Genomic DNA, 16,312 nt, shown 5'->3' on the forward strand with positions numbered 1-16,312 from the left:
AACGAGGCGATGCGGAAAGCATCGTCTCGTTTTTTATACGTGGAATTTTCCGACAATCTCTTGAAGCTCTTTTGTCAATTGGTTGAGTTCCGCTGCTGAATTAGCCAAACGGTTGACAGATTCCAATTGCTCATTAGCGCTTGTTGCGATTTGGTGCGAAATGGATGTATTTTTGTTCGCAACGTGCGTTAACTCTTGTACGGAAGCGGTAACTTCTTCCGTGGCCGCGGAAATTTCTTGGGTTCCTGCGGAAACCGCCTCAATTTGCTCGGCAAGCTGGTCGGAAAAACCTTTCAGTTTTTCGAACAATTCGCTCGCTGTTTTCGCGACTTCTTGTCCTTTTTTCGTTTCTTTCGTACCGCTTTCCATCGCCTTTACCGCGTTCTGGATTTCTCTCTGAATTTCTTCAATGATTTCAGCGATTCGCACGGTCGAGCGGTTTGACCCTTCCGCTAATTTGCGAACTTCTTGCGCTACGACTGAGAAGCCTTTTCCGTGCTCTCCCGCGCGAGCTGCTTCAATCGCTGCGTTTAAAGCAAGCAAGTTTGTCTGTTCGGCAATTTCTGTGATAAGTTTCAAAATTGCGCTTATTTCTTCGGAATGTGCTTTAAGAGAACTGATAATATCGCTTGAATGTTTTACATTGTCACTAATATTGGACATTTGTTTCGTCACATCGTTGATCGCAGCCATTCCTTTCGCCGCATAATCTTCCATCTGTTTGGAAAGAAGGGATATATCTTGCGATGAGTGAGCGATTTGTTGAATTTCCGCAGATATTTGCTCAATCGCCCCCGCTGATTCGGAGATAGACATTTCTTGCGTCTCAATTCCTTCGTTCATTTCTTTTATATCTCCGGTGATTTTAACAGAATGCTCTCTTGACGTTTGCGAAACAACCGTTACCATTTCAGAAAACTTTAACACTGTTTCGGATGTTTCCTTAATTTTATGAATCATATTTTTCATTTCTGCAGCCATTTGATTGAAGGCTTCATTCATTTTTCCTAAATCGTCTTCCCGTGTTGGCAAGTGAATATCCAAGTTGCCTTGCTTCATTTGCTCGATGCCTGATAAAAGCTGTTTTAACGGTTTGGCACTGCTTCTGATGAAAAAGACCTGCACGAGCATGATTAAAATAAGAACAGGCACAAGAATCGACAAGGAAACAGTAAATAATTTTTCTTTTCCATTTTTCACCATGCTCGCATCGACATCAATGCCAAAAAAGGCGAACACTTCTCCTGAATCATTTTGAATCGGATACAGCACTGTTACCCATGTACCGAATTGATCTTCATAAATATCTGAAGCGACCATTTGTTTTGTTTCTTTCAGCTTTTTAATGGATTTGACAATGGTCGGAGGCTGCTCGTACAAATCTCCAACTTTAATCCCATTTTTCTCTAACTGCTCAACAATATGTGAAGGGCTGGAAATAATTGTCGTTTTGTTTCCGTCTTGCAAGTCCGTTCCGAATATGTATCCTTGGGCAACATTTGGATTATACTTGGAAATATTATCAAAAAACTTTGTTAGCTTTTTCTGCGCTGGATCATTAAAATCTGTTTCATTTTTTGCCGTCTCAACTAAATCCACATCAATTTTCTTTCCCCACTGCTTGGCAATTGCCGTTGCTTGTTTATTCATTTCCGTTTTTAAAATATTGCTTTGCAGTATTAAATTAGCAACGATTAATGAAACGCCAAGTGCCAAAGACAATATGGTTGTCAGCAAAATAATTCTCGTTATAAACGGCAATTGCTTCATTTTTTGCATCATCGCTATCACCCTCCTTAAGCTGCGTTGGTTGCAAATCTCTTTCAAAGCCGGCGATTTTATGTGAAAGAACAGACAAGTATTATATCGGAAAAAATCAGGAAAATTTTAATATTTTTATTAGAATTAAATATGACAGGAGAGGGAAAATGAACAAGCTTGAGCGAACAGAGGTTATGCAGTTGCTGAGAGAAGCGTTGAATGACTTTTAACAAAAAGCATGCTTGCAATCCACGATAGTTAGTCACGTTAAAGCGAGTTTCGCCGAATTATATAGCAGCGTTAAAATATCGAAAGCGAGAGGGTTAATATGAGGGGAAATTTTAATTTTATACCATAAACCAACGATCTCTTAAAACAAAAATCGGACCGAAAACCTTATTTTTTCTTCCGTTGGCATAAACATGGCGAAAATCTTGCTTTTTTTGATCATAAATAGCCTTTCATAATTAACATTTCTCATTGGAATCAGAATATGCAGTGTTATTAAGTAAGTGTTTTCCATGCATGAGTTTGCTTCTCTAACGTACATTAATAAATGTTCGAAAAGAATCATTCTCTTTTCGAGCGCAAGGAAAATTCGAACAGAGGAGTGTAAAACTCATGAATCGTTTGCGTCTATTTAATTTTGGGCGTAATAGAGGAGTGTGGCGTCAATTATCGCGCTTAACAGGACGTCGGAGCAATAACAACGCCATATGGACTGTATTAAGTTTAGGCTTGGGAATTGCCGCGACAACCGTTTTCAGCATGAGAAGAGGACGCAATGCTCAATATATGATGCCAAAACCGATTCAGCGTGCGATGCAGGGTGTAAACAGCTTTATCAATCAACGAATGAGAATGCCCAACTTAGCGACGGCTATGGAATTTTCCAAAGAGATAGCGGAAAAGCCGAAAAACATTCCAATTAACAATAATTATAATCAACAATCAAAATAACTTGACTCATTCCGCCAATCTTGCATGTTTTATGCTAACAAGTACAACCATATTCCTTTCCCAATGCAATCTCTTCTGTGTAGATAGCAGTAAAATTGCTATCAAACAGGAGAGATTTTTTACGGAATATGGCTGACAATGTATGGGCATCAAGAAAGAAGAAGCAAAGCCAATCAATTGTTGAACAAATGAACAGAGATACAAGTGACAAAACTCGTTTCGACGTTGTTAATTCTATACTTCAAGCGTTAGCATGCGGGCATTTGCTTAGAAGCTGCCACTTCAGATGAAGTTAAGTCGCGGACAGTTCATAATACGCGTTGTCATCTTTACTAAGAGATTTCCACATGGCGGACTAGGTTCAATAGTTTATCGAGGTGTTGACTTGTTTTTACCGTTTACTTAGCCGTCAAACCGTATTGAAACACTATTTCCATCATATGATTCCATTTCTTTTCGATGACGACCATAAATTCATTTAAAAAGTATTTCGAGCATGTCTCGAAATACTTTTTTCATCATCCTCTATCTCAATATCAAAATAAAGGTTCTGTTAGAAAAATATTTGTAAAATAGACTGAAAGCGTTTTTATGGGTAGAAAATGTGCTCATTTTTTTTATTTAACATAATACGAAGGTAAATATGAAATGAAATTAACACTGCTGAAAATTTAGTGAGACAGTCGTTTATCGTTTATTGGTTATTTAGCGTTATCATTTAAAACGATATGAAACATAGGGAATAAAGTTTTTCATAATAAAAAACAATACTCCTATTCAACACATGTCTTTTTTATTCAAAATTTTTTCAAATTGTAAGCGTTATCTCTGATTGAAATTTAATTACAGCAGCTATACAATGAGAATGTGAAATGTTTCACAAATTTATTGTTTAATAAACAAATTATTTTTTTTAAACGATATTGTGAAATATTTCACAATATAAAATAGCTATTTTTAAGGAGATGACCAAGATGAGGAAAACCACAAGAAAAGTTGCGATCATCGGTACAGGATTAGTTGGTTCAAGTGCGGCCTATTCCATCATAAACCAAGGGATTTGTGACGAATTATTAATGGTCGATATCAACAAGGAACGCGCTATAGGTGAAGCCTTAGATTTATCTCATTGCATAGATTTTATAAGTTCAAGAACAAAAGTTCGTACAGCATCATACGAAGATTTGCAAGATGTCGACGTAGCCATTATTACCGCTGGTCCACCGCCAAAGCCAGGACAAACTCGCCTAGATACATTAGGGATTGGTGCGAAAATTATGGAAGATATCATTCCAAAAATTATGGCGAGCGGTTTTGATGGAATTTTCTTAATAGCTTCCAACCCGGTTGATATTATCACCTATCATGTTTGGAAACTATCCGGTTTACCAAGAAATAGAGTGATCGGAACAGGTACTTCGTTAGATTCTTCGAGATTAAAAACATTTTTATCGGAAATTTTAGATGTCGACCCAAGAAGTATTAGCGGCTACATGATGGGGGAACATGGTGATTCACAGTTTGCCGTCTGGTCTCACACTTACGTAGGTGGAAAGCCGCTTCTAGAAATTTTAGAAGAACGAAAAGAAGAACTTGGTGAGGTCGATTTAGAGCAAATTGCTGAAAACGTTAAAAAGGTTGGATTTGAGATTTTAAAAAGAAAAGGGACAACTTATTACGGTATCGGAAATGCATTAGCTTTTATTACAAAATCGATTTTCAATGATGACCATAAAATCATTGCCCTATCTTGCGTGTTGAATGGCGAGTACGGCGAAAGGGATATTTGTACAGGTGTTCCAGCCGTTATTACTCGTGAAGGGATTAAAGAAATTGTCGAGCTTCGATTAACGGAAGAAGAGCAAGCAAAGTTCAGACAATCCAATGCTATATTACGGGAATACATGGAAAGCATCGGTTACAAACAAAAGAATCTAGCAACGGTATAAGTCTACTTTGCAAAAAATATTGCTGCTTTTTGGAAAGAAGGAGCTTCTTATGAAAGAGTATGTGATGTCAAGAGTTTTTAAAGCTTCAACAGGTATTGCACAAGGAATTTTTGTTACACTCGGTATTGGTTTGTTGATTAAAAACATAGGAACAAGCTTTGGAATTGATGCACTTGTACAAATTGGTACGATTTCGATTAGTTTGATGGCACCAGCAATCGGTGTGGGAATTGCCTTAATGATGGGAGCGAACGCTCTCGTCATCTTCTCAGCGATGATGGCCGCGGCAGTTGGGGCAGGTGCGCTAAGCATTACAGATGCAGGTGTTTTCATTAAATCAGGAGAACCGATTGGAGCACTGCTAACAGCTACGATTGCAACTTATGTAGGCAAACGAATGAGCGGAAAAACAGCTCTGGATATGATGATTGTTCCATTAGGAACCATTTTAATAGCTGGATTGATCGGTTTATGGTTATCCAATGTCATTGCCCCTGTTTTAACAATGGTAGGCGGGGTGATTAAATCATCAACGGCAGGAAACCCGCTGCTCTCGTCAATCGTTTTAGCCGTCGTTTGGGGATTGTTCTTAATCTCGCCGGCATCATCTGTGGCATTAGCGATGGCCTTAGATGTAAGCGGTATTGCAGGGGGAGCAGCTTTAGCAGGCTGTGCGGCACACTTTATCGGATTCTCTATTATATCTTGGAAAGAAAATCAACTAGGCGGGATTTTGGCTCAAGCTGTATGTACTCCTAAAGTGCAATTGCCTAACATTACAAAAAACCCTTACATCTTACTACCAACAGTAGTTGCCAGTGCGATTGTTGGGCCTATCTCCGCGTTAATCTTCAAGATTGAAGCAGGAAAAGAGATTGCGGGTATGGGATTAAGTTCTTTCGTAGCACCATTACAGTTGTTAACAACATATGATATCGAATTTATTGTTCCAGCGATGCTCATCACTTACGTAATCGTTCCAGCTGCAGTTTCATATGCCATCTACTATATGCTTAAAAAGTTTGGAAAGATTAAAGAAAACGACTTAAGATTGCCGAACTAGAGGGTGTCCCCATTTAGGGCACCCTCTTTCTGATGGAGCATATCGGGCTCGAGCCGGTGATCTCTACGCTGCCAGAGTCGGAAGGATGATTTTCTTCATTAGGAAAGGTAAGATCTTTTACAGTTAAAAAATGTTGAATCAAGGTTTTGATGATAGTGGCATTTTAAATCAGAATGTTGTTGAATTAGTAAAACAATTAATGACAGTGTTTACAAAACTAAAAAATAACCGTAGAGGGAAAATGATTAAAAATTTAAGAACATTAGGGACTGACACTTTGCTTTTGGGTCAGTCCCTTTATTTTTAAATATAATAGCAAATATGTTTACTCATAATGTGAGCAACTAATCTTATATCTAGAGGACTTATGAAAATTACAACGAATATCATACCTCGTGAAAATTTTATTTCTATTGAGGTGTCATTGACATGTTGAAAAAGCCATTACGAACACTTTGGAAAATACTCTTAGTAAGTATGGCTGTTTTAGTAGGATTATTATTATTTCTTATTATTTGTTTTACCGATACTGATGTGGTAACTTCATCAAAATCTGAATCAGGTGATTACGAAATAATCATTGAAGCGGATCATCCTTTGACCTTTGGTAACCATACAGTTTATGTTTATGGAAAAGAGAATAACAGTCCTAAAAAATTGTTATTTTCAACTGAATTAGCGAATGATGGTAAAGCTTTAGGTGAAGAAAACGTCATAATTAAATGGAATGGAAATAAAGCCATCATTACTTTAAAAGGTGAGGAACAAGAGGATGAGATACGTCAGGTAGAATTTACTTCTACAAAAATTGAAGTAAGGGATATGGAAACAAAATGATAATTATTTTCTTTTCTACACCAATCAAGAAAAGCATAAGAGTATCAGAATATATGTAATTCGTGTACCATTTTCAATATCATTAATGATTTTTTGTTATAATAAAATACATGCAATCATTATATAAAAAAGGAGGAGAACCATTGACAGAATTGAGCAAGGTGCAGATTCAACATCAACGATTATCTAAAGCTAAAATCATTAAAAGGGCAACTGCTATTTTCATCGGGGCTGTTCTAATGGCAGTAGGACTTGAAATCTTTTTAGTCCCTAATAAAGTTATTGATGGAGGCATAACAGGCATTTCAATTATGCTTTCCCATATTACGGGATTTCGTCTTGGAATTTTTATTTTTCTTTTAAACCTTCCGTTCTTTTTTATGGGTTATAAGCAAATTGGCAAAACTTTTGCTATTTCCACATTGTTCGGGATTACCGTTTTATCTATTTTTACCTCCCTGTTTCATCCTGTTCCAGCCTTTACAGAAGACATTTTATTAGCTACCATTTTTGGCGGAATGATTCTCGGTACAGGAGTAGGTCTTGTCATTCGTTATGGTGGTGCTTTGGATGGCACTGAAATACTCGCTATACTCATGAACAAAAAACTTCCTTTCTCCGTTGGCGAGATCATCATGTTTTTTAATATTTTTATTCTCGGTACTGCCGGGTTTGTCTTCACTTGGGATAGAGCGATGTATTCCATTTTGGCCTATGTGATTGCTTTTAAAACGATTGATGTTGTCATTAAAGGATTAGATGAATCGAAGTCGGCATGGATTATTAGTGATAACTCTGAAATCATTGGGGATGCTATTATGAACCGATTAGGGCGCGGTGTTACATATTTGAGCGGAGAAGGAGCGTTTTCTGGTGACGATAAAAAAGTGATATTTTGTGTGATTACTCGTCTTGAGGAAGCAAAACTTAAAGAAATTGTCGAAGAAAATGACCCAAATGCTTTTTTAGCTATAGCTGATATGGCTGAAGTACGTGGTGGACGTTTTAAGAAAAGAGATATCCATTAATGTGTCTTTTTTATAATGGAAACAAAACTCAATCTAAGACCGAGAGCGGGAGGACACTGATTGTACAGAGCATCATGGCTATTTCTGTATGATTAGTATCCTCTTTTCTTTTTATTAAAAACACATCAATAATCACAAAACATTCGATTGATCAACCGATGAAATGGCTGTAAGAAATGCTGTTATGAGCGGGAGTGTAGTGTGGGGAATGACGGTATTTAATGGTTTGGGTAGAATATCGGGAACGTGTGATTCTTATGAGATGCTATATGATAGAAGCCGATGTATATTTAATGAACCGAGCCATGCAGAATTCAAGATTTGGAGTAAGCTTCTGTATACATTAAACCACTAAAAAAAGGCTGCCATAAATCATTAAGACCTAAAATAAAAATAAAGGTAAGTACATATTAGCCATGTTTAATATGTTTGCTTACCCTTTGTTTCGTCTTCAATGAACGAACTCGTTCGTACACTTAAGAAATAAAAAAGGATTTCTTTTTATTTTTGATGAATAAACTGTCATGCAACCATAAATCCAATTAGCAGCCCAAACATAATGCTCTATTCTAGTCGAAACCTAAAATATGATTATTTTCTTACGACATAGCAGCCAGCAATCATATCATGTAATGCTTGTTTCTTTGAGGTAAATCCAGCCATTATATAACCAATTAGAAGTATCAAGGACGATAATATTTTGCTAAAATGTCTACCTGTTGCACGAAGAAACGAAATTTTATTGCCATCGGTATCCGTAACTTGAATTCCAACTATCTTTTTTCCTAGTGTTCCTTGTATCGATGAACTTTCCATAAGTGCAAAATACAACCAAGTTACTACAAAGATTAAAAATTGTAAAATAACACCTATAGTCCCATCTTCAGGTTCAAGAAGACCGAAAACAAAACCTAATACAAAACCTACAGGAAATAGGATAATAGAATCCAATATATAAGCCCCTAACCGCAACCAAAAACCCGCATATTTAGTTTTTTGATTGTCCATCGATTGAGATAAATCTTTAATAGCAGTTCCACATGTCTGGCAAAAGTTTGCATCATCTAAATTTTTTGAACCACACTTTTGACAAAACATAAAATCCCCCCCGTTTTTCGATTTTTATTAACAATTTCTCTTCCGTAAATTTATATTCCCTTTTTAGAATCTTCATACTTCATATATTTTTTATTGAGCTAAAATGCCCGTAAAGCCAACGCGATCGATGTTTTCGAAAATGAAATGGGCCAAAAACTTATACACCGGAAGTTTATTTCGAGGGTGGGAAACCGTAATGAGAATCATTACAATCCTCGCCACATAATCGCGAAATTCAGCGTAACGTCTCTGATCGGGAGCATTAAGTAGCGTTTTTAATTCTTGCGGAGTTAGCACATTAATCAATTTTTGCGGATGCTTTATGTTTTTCACTTTTTCGAAAGGATTTTCGTTTACTAATCCGTCCGCAACTAAAACACGAAACGATGTACGCAAGGTTTTAATAATGTCGTTTGCATAACGCGGCGATACTCCCAACGTTTTTATATAGACCATCTTATATTTAGATCGTCGTGTTTTATTCGTTTTTCTAATAACCACTGAAAACTCGCGGCAAATAATCTATGTTGATATACCGATAATGCCTTTTTCATTGAGAAATTAAATAAAAAGAGGATGCGCTTGTGAATAACGGTATAATGTAGCAAGCGTAATACCTTCCGATTGTTTCGCTAAATAAGCACGTTCAAATAACGCAGCAATATCGTTTGCGAGCTTTTTGCGCCTTTTATCGTTCTATCCAACTTAATGGGTTTATCTCGTTTTTTTTCCGAGTGCAAAATAAAAACGGTCTCCTTTCCGATGGAGTCATCGAAAAAGAGACCGTTACGCTGTTCGTATTTTTCCGTTCTATTAACATTGACTTTCCGAGGAATGGAGCATACCGGGCTCGAACCGGTGACCTTCGCGCTGCCAGCACGACGCTCTCCCAACTGAGCTAATGCCCCATGGATAACATATAGGTAGTTACATCAAAATTATAAACTTTTCCAATTTCGATTTCAATAACCAATTCAAGGGAGTAGTCATTGTTTTTGTTTATCATATCTGTCGTTGTTTAAAACAGGTATTTCCAAACACAAAAACAGCGAAAGCGTCTAGCTGCAGCTAGACGCTTTCAATATCGATGTTGATAACAGAAGGGATGGTACGAACGGAATAATATACGTCGGTTGTCGCTCGTTTTTGGTCAACGCTCACTTTTAATTTAATTAAGTGAAGGTTTGTATCAAGATCTTTAATACGGACGGTTTTAATATGAATATTTTGCGCCTTTATTGAGTTGATGACGTTAGCGATATTTTTCGTGTCTGAAACAGTTATTTGTAAATTGATTTCTTTTTCCCGCAGTTGTTTCGGCCCCAAAACGGTTATAAGAAATGGGAGCAGTTCGACGCTGACAATGAGCAGGACGACACTGAATAGAGCCTCTCGATAAAACCCGGCTCCAACAGCGATACCGATTCCAGCCGCTCCCCAGATTAATGCTGCCGTTGTCAAGCCGGAAATGCTGTCGTTGCCGCGCCGCAAAATAACACCTGCTCCTAAAAAGCCGATGCCGGAAACAATTTGTGCCGCAAGACGGAGCGGATCCATCGTAATGTGATCTTTTATCGGAAAAAGGTAAGCTGATTCAATGGAAACAATCGTCAGTAAACAACTGACGGTTGAAATCACTAAACATGTTTTTAGTCCAACCGGTTTTCTCTTTAGCTCTCGCTCAAGCCCAATTACCATTCCTAAAACAGCGGATATACCAAGTTTCATAAAGAGATGAACTTCCAACTTTATCACCTCTCTCATTTTAATTAGTGTTATAATTTTTTTACTATGAAAAACTTACAAAATGCATCGTGGAGAGATGAAACATGAAGTCATCGAATCTATTAAAACCTTATCTTGCGTTATTTGTTGGGGCGCTTTCGGTTTCAACGTCGGCAATTCTTGTCAAGTGGGTGGATGCTCCTGCGGCGGTTACGGCTTTTTATCGGCTGTTTTTAACCGTTCTATTTATGACACCATTTTTTATTAAATATATACCGGAACTGCGCACGATTCCAAAACGAGATTGGTTGTTTTCTGTTGTTTCAGGGGTGTTATTAGCATTTCATTTTATTCTTTGGTTTGAATCGCTCAACTATACTTCTGTTACAAGCTCCGTCGTACTAGTCACGTTGCAACCGCTTTTTGCATTTATTGGTGCCTATATCTTTTTTAAAGAAAGACTGACTATGGGGGCTGCATTAAGCGGTTTACTGGCAATTGCAGGGAGTATGATTATTAGTTGGGGAGATTTTCAGATTAGTGGAAAAGCACTGTTTGGTGATATATTAGCTCTGCTTGCGTGTATGATGATAACAGGCTACTGGTTATTTGGTCAAGATTTGCGAAAGCGGCTTTCGTTAATGACGTATACATATGTCGTGTATGGTGTGAGCTCGATTACTCTTTTCCTTTATGTCATCCTGTTTCAATACCCACTTTTTTCTTATGAAAAGACGGATTGGATTTGCTTTGTCCTATTGGCAATTGTGCCAACATTGCTTGGCCATTCGTTAATGAACTGGTCGGTGAAATGGGTAAGTGCCACTACAATTTCGATGAGTATTTTATTTGAACCGGTCGGCGCGTCCATTTTAGCGTATTTCCTACTGGGAGAAATTATTCAGCCATCGCAATGGATTGGCGGATTTTTTATTCTGATAGGTATCGGTACGTATTTATGGAGTGAAAACCGAAAGAGAGCATTTTTAGCACAGGAAAGTAGCTGAACCGATTTTTCCAATTACACGATGCGCTGGGTTTAAGAAAATACGAGCCTGTTCTTGTTGTGGGGCAAATGTGGATAAATATTGAAAGCCAACTCTTGTTGTTTGTTTTTCTAAATAAGCTGATTTTTTGGCATTCTTTCTTCTCTTCGTATTAAGAGTTTCAATCATTCCTTCTTTTGTTTTGATGCCAATCCCGTGTCCGTAATATAACCCTTTTCCTAAATAAATGGCATTTTCGCCTTGCCATTGAGGTGTTTCAGGGTCGAATTCAGGATTTTTAAAGTAAAGGCAGTCACCGGGGATGTAATCGTCCCCTCTTTTTGTTTGTACCCTTAAATCTTCATCATAACGCCAATCGTATAGAAGTAAATTGGCAAACAGTTCATTAAATGTCTTTTCTTTAAGCACCTCAAGCACAGCTTTATAAAAGACGATGACAATGGCAGTAGCACATTCGAACGCATACAAATGGCTATTTTCGAAAATATCGTTAATTCCCGCAGAAGGAAGTACTCCTTCTTTTAATTCAAATCCGCCGAGATGATTGCGTTGCCAAAACTGCTCGTTACATCTTGAAAATCGAAAGATGGCAAATTTAGCTTTACTGCTTGCCAATAGCTTGGCAGCTTCGATAATTTTTTCCCGCAACAAAAGTTCAAACATTAGTTGTTTTTGATTGTCATAAGTGTATATTTGTTCTTCTTCTAATAGAGCCTTTAAAATCATTTTTTCTACTTCGGAAAAAGGATTGTTCATAAAAAACGTGTTATCCACAAGATATTGTGCAATTTTAATCATATGGTGCTCTCTCCTTGTTGAATTATTCACGGTTTATTCACAATTTTCCCACAAAATCCACATCGATGTATGATTATAAGATAATACGTTCGTATATTTTTTCAGAACAGTTATATTTTGTGGATAAAACTGGTCCTTTTTGTTAACAACTTGTTGATAAGTTTGTGTATAACTTGTTTATAAGTTTCTTTCATTTACAAAAAGGAGTGTTATTGTTATAGTAAGTTTTGAAAACATATCGGGGAGCTGATAGCAATCGGCTGAGAGGATACTGATTCGTATCGACCCGTAAACCTGATCTGGGTAATGCCAGCGTAGGGATGAATATTCATTCTTATTTACGTCATGTTTATGAGAAAACGGCTATCCTTATGCAGGTAGCTGTTTTTTTATTAATGTTCCTCGTGTTTTTTATTGGCAGAGGAATTTGTGACATGTTTTGAACATGTAAAGAAAGGAGAGGTGGTTAATGGCAACAGTGAATGTTGGTTTCCAAGTGTTACCGAAAGTAGCGGATGGAAATACTTATGATGTGGTCGATAAAGCGATTGAAGTTGTACAGAAATCCGGTGTGAAATATGAAGTTGGCGCTATGGAGACGGTAATGGAAGGAGAACTCGATGAACTTTTAGAAATTGTTAAAAAAGCGCAAGATGCCTGCATTGAAGCTGGGGCTTCTGAAGTCATGACATATATAAAAATTCATTACCGCCCTAATGAGGGAGTCACCTTAGATGAAAAGCTTCGTAAATATCGTTAATGCTGTTAAAAGATGGTCATCAATGATGATGCCTTCTTTTGTTATTTTAGCGATTCTTGTTTTATGGGAGTTATCTGTTTATGTAACAGGGATAGAAAAATGGATTTTACCGGCTCCTACTGAAATATTTCAGTCGTTAGTTAACAGTAGCGATTTACTCGTGATTCATTCTTTGCAAACGCTAAAAGAAACGTTGCTCGGGTTATTGTTAGCTGTAATTGTCGGTATGATATTAGCAACGCTCATTGATGTATCAGAATGGTTTCAGAAAACGCTTTATCCACTACTTGTAATCTCACAGACGATTCCAATTATCGCGGTTGCTCCGTTAATCATGATTTGGTTTGGATTTGGCATTTTGCCAAAAGTAATTGTCGTTGCACTCGTTTGCTTTTTTCCGATTGCGATTAATTTAGCGGACGGTTATCGTACTGTCGATATCTCAATGATTCGTTTGTTGGAAACAATGGGGGCGACAAAATGGCAAATTTTTAAGATGGTTAAGTTTCCAGGGGCGATGCCGTTCTTCTTCTCTGGATTAAGAATTGCCGGAACATATAGTGTGATGGGCGCTGTGATTGGGGAGTGGCTAGGGGCTAGTCAAGGCCTTGGGATTTTATTGACACGTTCTTCCCAATCGTTTTTAACAGACCGTGTGTTTGCAACGATTGTTATCATTGTGTTTATGAGTTTAGCCATTTTTGCGATTGTCGAAGTGTTGGCACGGGTAACGATGCGATGGCATTATCAACAGGAAAACAAAGACTAGAGAAAGGGAGATTTGCTGTGAAACGATTTAATAAAATCATGAACGTATTGCTTGTGGCCATTTTAATGATGGCTTTGGCTGCATGTAATATGAAGGAAAACCAAGGAGCAGAAGATGACAAAAAGAAAGGAAATGCTGAAAAGACGCTACAAAAAGTAACGGTCATGCTTGATTGGTTTCCGAACACAAACCATACAGGTTTATATGTAGCAAAAGATAAAGGTTATTATAAACAGCAAGGATTGGATGTAGAGATTTTACAACCAGGTGAAGGAACAACAGCGGATCAATTAGTAGCAGCTGGAAAAGCGGATTTTGGTATTAGTTATCAAGAAAGTGTTACACAAGCACGTTCTACAGATATTCCACTTGTTTCTATTGCGGCAGTAATCCAACATAATACATCGGCGTTCGCTTCTTTAAAGGAAGCGGGAGTTACATCGCCAAAAGATTTCGAAGGTAAGCGCTATGGCGGTTGGGGTTCTCCAGTTGAAGAAGCCGTATTAAAAGCGGTTATGCAAAAAGCGAATGCTGATTTTTCAAAATTAAAGATCGTGACGCTTGGTGCAACTGACTTTTTCAAGTCAATTGGCCGCGATGCCGATTTTATGTGGATTTATTATGGATGGGATGGCGTTGAAGCAGAGCGTCAAGGAAAGGAATTAAATACGATTATGTTAAAAGATTTAGACCCGGCCCTCGATTATTATACTCCAGTTATCGTGACTAACGAAGAGCATGTGAAAGAGCAAAAAGAATTAGTAAAGAAATTCATGGAAGCTACTGCAAAAGGGTATGAATTTGCCATTGAAAAACCAGAAGAAGCGGCAGATATTTTAATGAAAAATGCCCCAGAGTTAAACAAAGAATTAGTAAAAGCAAGTCAAAAATGGTTGAGTACAAAATATCAGGATGACGCAGAGCAGTGGGGGGTACAAAAGGAAGAAGTTTGGAAGCGTTATGCGGACTGGATGTTTGAGCGAGGCCTAATCGAGAAAAATATTGATCCGAAAGCAGCGTTTACCAATGAATTTCTTCCTGAAAAGAAATGATGCTGGAAGTTAGAAATGTTACGAAGGTTTTTTACTCTGATAAATACGAAGACTTAACAGCGCTTAAGGATGTATCTCTTTTTGTTGTGAAAGGTGAGTTTGTTTCCGTTATTGGGCCAAGCGGATGTGGAAAAAGTACGCTACTTGAAATGATTGCTGGTCTATCTAAGCCAACGAAAGGTGAGATTTATCTTAATGGTCAATCCATTGTAGGCCAGAAAGGAAATGTAGCATACATGCCGCAAAAAGATGTGTTATTTCCTTGGAGAACAATCATTGAAAATGTAATAGTTCCTCTTGAAATTCAAGGTGTGAAAAAGGCAAAAGCAAAAGAAGAAGCACTAAATCTTTTGCCGATTTTCGGTTTGGAGAAATTCGCTAATCATTATCCTGATATGTTATCAGGCGGAATGAGACAACGTGCAAATTTTTTAAGAACATTATTATTTCGAAAGGATATCATGCTTTTAGATGAGCCGTTCGGCAAACTAGATGCATTAACGAAGATGCAAATGCATGAATGGTTATTAAAAATATTGGAACAAGTAAATAAAACGGTTTTATTGGTTACGCATGATATTGAGGAAGCGATTTTATTATCTGACCGAATTTATATTTTTTCAGAGCGGCCTGGGAAGATTAAGGGGGAAGTCGTTGTTCCTCTTAATCGCCCCCGTACGCAAGAAATGATTACTTCTTCCACGTTTATACAAATTAAAAAACAGTTGCTTAATTTACTAAAATCTGATTAGGTATATACCTAATCAGATTTTTTACTGCGCTTTTATTAAGAGGTTGTTTCATAATTATTATTTAAGAAATGGGATTAGCACGATGAATACGATAAAGCTTGCTATTATAATATATGGGAAGGATATATTGAACAGGATTTCGGTTTATATCACGCTTCTCATTACTTCATAATGACTTGTGCCACCATAAAGGGATATATCCAAAAGTTGCTCTAAAAAAACTGCTCATTGTTTTCTCTCTTTTTAGTCATAATAGTCATGTACCATCATATTTCTTTGAAATACCTTTACTTTAAGGTGGTTATGTACTGATGAATGAGGATATATTAAGCATAAAGATTAATTAAAAAGCTTCCAGGGGCTAACTTTTCTTAAATTGATGTTTGTATGATGAATTCGAACTTGTTAATAACGTCATTTTATAGCGATTTAGTTGGTGAAAAAATTTTTTTAAAAAAAGAGTTGCATTTTATTTCTTAGCGTGATATATTTACATACGTCGCTGCTCTGATAAATGATGTAGCGAAAATAAAAAGTGAAAAAAAGATATTGACAAGCTGTGAAATGGTTTGTTAATATAAAAAAGTCGCTCTGACGAAAATGTTCTTTGAAAACTGAACAAAACGAAGCGTCCACGTCAATTTGCTAGGTATATAACTTTATTGGAGAGTTTGATCCTGGCTCAGGACGAACGCTGGCGGCGTGCCTAATACATGCAAGTCGAGCGGACCACAAAGAAGCTTGCTTCTGAGT

The 16,312-nt window shown here is 37.3% G+C and carries 15 protein-coding genes, 1 tRNA gene, 1 rRNA gene and 1 riboswitch; of the genes, 11 read left to right on the plus strand and 6 right to left on the minus strand.

Going from position 1 to position 16,312, the window contains the following annotated elements; translation table 11 throughout:
- Positions 1-33: 33 nt before the first annotated feature.
- Entirely contained in the window at positions 34-1,782 is a 1,749-nt protein-coding gene (locus tag HNQ85_RS08890) for a methyl-accepting chemotaxis protein (protein WP_181537371.1), read from the minus strand.
- A gap of 600 nt (positions 1,783-2,382) precedes the next feature.
- Here HNQ85_RS08890 and HNQ85_RS08895 point away from each other — a divergent pair.
- From HNQ85_RS08895 to HNQ85_RS08915, 5 genes are all read left to right on the plus strand, one after another.
- The gene (locus tag HNQ85_RS08895) at positions 2,383-2,721 is read left to right on the plus strand and encodes a hypothetical protein (protein WP_181537372.1); all 339 of its coding nucleotides are present in this window, start codon (positions 2,383-2,385) and stop codon (positions 2,719-2,721) included.
- A gap of 974 nt (positions 2,722-3,695) precedes the next feature.
- Positions 3,696-4,670, plus strand: a complete 975-nt coding sequence (locus tag HNQ85_RS08900) for an L-lactate dehydrogenase (protein ID WP_181537373.1) — start codon at positions 3,696-3,698, stop codon at positions 4,668-4,670.
- A 49-nt stretch (positions 4,671-4,719) separates the two neighbouring features.
- Complete coding sequence (locus tag HNQ85_RS08905; RefSeq protein WP_181537374.1) at positions 4,720-5,733, plus strand: PTS transporter subunit IIC; 1,014 nt, start codon at positions 4,720-4,722, stop codon at positions 5,731-5,733.
- A gap of 429 nt (positions 5,734-6,162) precedes the next feature.
- The gene (locus HNQ85_RS08910; RefSeq protein WP_181537375.1) at positions 6,163-6,570 is read left to right on the plus strand and encodes a hypothetical protein; all 408 of its coding nucleotides are present in this window, start codon (positions 6,163-6,165) and stop codon (positions 6,568-6,570) included.
- A gap of 143 nt (positions 6,571-6,713) precedes the next feature.
- On the plus strand, positions 6,714-7,598 hold the full coding sequence (locus HNQ85_RS08915) for a YitT family protein (protein ID WP_181537376.1): 885 nt from the start codon (positions 6,714-6,716) through the stop codon (positions 7,596-7,598).
- Positions 7,599-8,189: 591 nt separating this feature from the next.
- On the opposite strand, the gene HNQ85_RS08920 is transcribed toward HNQ85_RS08915, so the two are convergent.
- From HNQ85_RS08920 to HNQ85_RS08935, 4 genes are all read right to left on the minus strand, one after another.
- Positions 8,190-8,696: an RDD family protein gene (locus tag HNQ85_RS08920; protein WP_181537377.1), complete on the minus strand. Its 507-nt coding sequence runs from the start codon at positions 8,694-8,696 to the stop codon at positions 8,190-8,192.
- Between the two features lie 90 nt (positions 8,697-8,786).
- Positions 8,787-9,197, minus strand: coding sequence for a hypothetical protein (locus tag HNQ85_RS08925; protein WP_181537378.1), 411 nt, complete (start codon positions 9,195-9,197; stop codon positions 8,787-8,789).
- A gap of 334 nt (positions 9,198-9,531) precedes the next feature.
- Positions 9,532-9,604: transfer RNA gene (locus HNQ85_RS08930), tRNA-Ala, on the minus strand.
- Between the two features lie 160 nt (positions 9,605-9,764).
- Positions 9,765-10,460: an MgtC/SapB family protein gene (locus tag HNQ85_RS08935; protein ID WP_181537379.1), complete on the minus strand. Its 696-nt coding sequence runs from the start codon at positions 10,458-10,460 to the stop codon at positions 9,765-9,767.
- A gap of 65 nt (positions 10,461-10,525) precedes the next feature.
- Between HNQ85_RS08935 and HNQ85_RS08940 the strand changes: the two genes are divergently transcribed.
- Positions 10,526-11,428 (plus strand): DMT family transporter, encoded by a 903-nt coding sequence (locus tag HNQ85_RS08940; protein ID WP_181537380.1) that lies wholly within the window; start codon positions 10,526-10,528, stop codon positions 11,426-11,428.
- Here the strand turns inward: HNQ85_RS08940 and HNQ85_RS08945 are convergent.
- Complete coding sequence (locus HNQ85_RS08945; protein WP_181537381.1) at positions 11,408-12,226, minus strand: protein-glutamine gamma-glutamyltransferase; 819 nt, start codon at positions 12,224-12,226, stop codon at positions 11,408-11,410. The genes HNQ85_RS08940 and HNQ85_RS08945 overlap by 21 nt on opposite strands.
- Positions 12,227-12,455: 229 nt before the next feature.
- Positions 12,456-12,565, plus strand: a riboswitch (TPP riboswitch).
- A 130-nt stretch (positions 12,566-12,695) separates the two neighbouring features.
- On the opposite strand from HNQ85_RS08945, the gene HNQ85_RS08950 reads away from it, so the two are divergent.
- From HNQ85_RS08950 to HNQ85_RS17435, 5 genes are all read left to right on the plus strand, one after another.
- Positions 12,696-12,986, plus strand: coding sequence for an MTH1187 family thiamine-binding protein (locus HNQ85_RS08950; protein WP_181537382.1), 291 nt, complete (start codon positions 12,696-12,698; stop codon positions 12,984-12,986).
- On the plus strand, positions 12,961-13,755 hold the full coding sequence (locus HNQ85_RS08955) for an ABC transporter permease (RefSeq protein ID WP_181537383.1): 795 nt from the start codon (positions 12,961-12,963) through the stop codon (positions 13,753-13,755). The genes HNQ85_RS08950 and HNQ85_RS08955 overlap by 26 nt, the downstream gene beginning before the upstream one ends.
- Before the next feature lie 38 nt (positions 13,756-13,793).
- Entirely contained in the window at positions 13,794-14,807 is a 1,014-nt protein-coding gene (locus HNQ85_RS08960; RefSeq protein WP_246326833.1) for an ABC transporter substrate-binding protein, read from the plus strand.
- Positions 14,807-15,559 (plus strand): ABC transporter ATP-binding protein, encoded by a 753-nt coding sequence (locus tag HNQ85_RS08965; RefSeq protein ID WP_220129156.1) that lies wholly within the window; start codon positions 14,807-14,809, stop codon positions 15,557-15,559. Before HNQ85_RS08960 ends, HNQ85_RS08965 begins: the two co-directional genes overlap by 1 nt.
- Before the next feature lie 659 nt (positions 15,560-16,218).
- Positions 16,219-16,312: ribosomal RNA gene (locus HNQ85_RS17435) — 16S ribosomal RNA — on the plus strand; the annotation flags it as partial.

It is taken from the genome of [Anoxybacillus] calidus (genome assembly GCF_013760845.1).
Taxonomy (GTDB): domain Bacteria; phylum Bacillota; class Bacilli; order Bacillales; family Anoxybacillaceae; genus Paranoxybacillus; species Paranoxybacillus calidus.

Coding starts and splice junctions, on each gene's coding strand:
- HNQ85_RS08890 (WP_181537371.1), bottom strand. CDS start 1,782: ATGATGCAAAAAATGAAGCAATTGCCGTTTATAACGAGAATTATTTTG.
- HNQ85_RS08895 (WP_181537372.1), top strand. CDS start 2,383: ATGAATCGTTTGCGTCTATTTAATTTTGGGCGTAATAGAGGAGTGTGG.
- HNQ85_RS08900 (WP_181537373.1), top strand. CDS start 3,696: ATGAGGAAAACCACAAGAAAAGTTGCGATCATCGGTACAGGATTAGTT.
- HNQ85_RS08905 (WP_181537374.1), top strand. CDS start 4,720: ATGAAAGAGTATGTGATGTCAAGAGTTTTTAAAGCTTCAACAGGTATT.
- HNQ85_RS08910 (WP_181537375.1), top strand. CDS start 6,163: ATGTTGAAAAAGCCATTACGAACACTTTGGAAAATACTCTTAGTAAGT.
- HNQ85_RS08920 (WP_181537377.1), bottom strand. CDS start 8,696: ATGTTTTGTCAAAAGTGTGGTTCAAAAAATTTAGATGATGCAAACTTT.
- HNQ85_RS08935 (WP_181537379.1), bottom strand. CDS start 10,460: ATGAGAGAGGTGATAAAGTTGGAAGTTCATCTCTTTATGAAACTTGGT.
- HNQ85_RS08940 (WP_181537380.1), top strand. CDS start 10,526: ATGAAGTCATCGAATCTATTAAAACCTTATCTTGCGTTATTTGTTGGG.
- HNQ85_RS08945 (WP_181537381.1), bottom strand. CDS start 12,226: ATGATTAAAATTGCACAATATCTTGTGGATAACACGTTTTTTATGAAC.
- HNQ85_RS08950 (WP_181537382.1), top strand. CDS start 12,696: ATGGCAACAGTGAATGTTGGTTTCCAAGTGTTACCGAAAGTAGCGGAT.
- HNQ85_RS08955 (WP_181537383.1), top strand. CDS start 12,961: ATGAAAAGCTTCGTAAATATCGTTAATGCTGTTAAAAGATGGTCATCA.
- HNQ85_RS08960 (WP_246326833.1), top strand. CDS start 13,794: ATGAACGTATTGCTTGTGGCCATTTTAATGATGGCTTTGGCTGCATGT.
- HNQ85_RS08965 (WP_220129156.1), top strand. CDS start 14,807: ATGCTGGAAGTTAGAAATGTTACGAAGGTTTTTTACTCTGATAAATAC.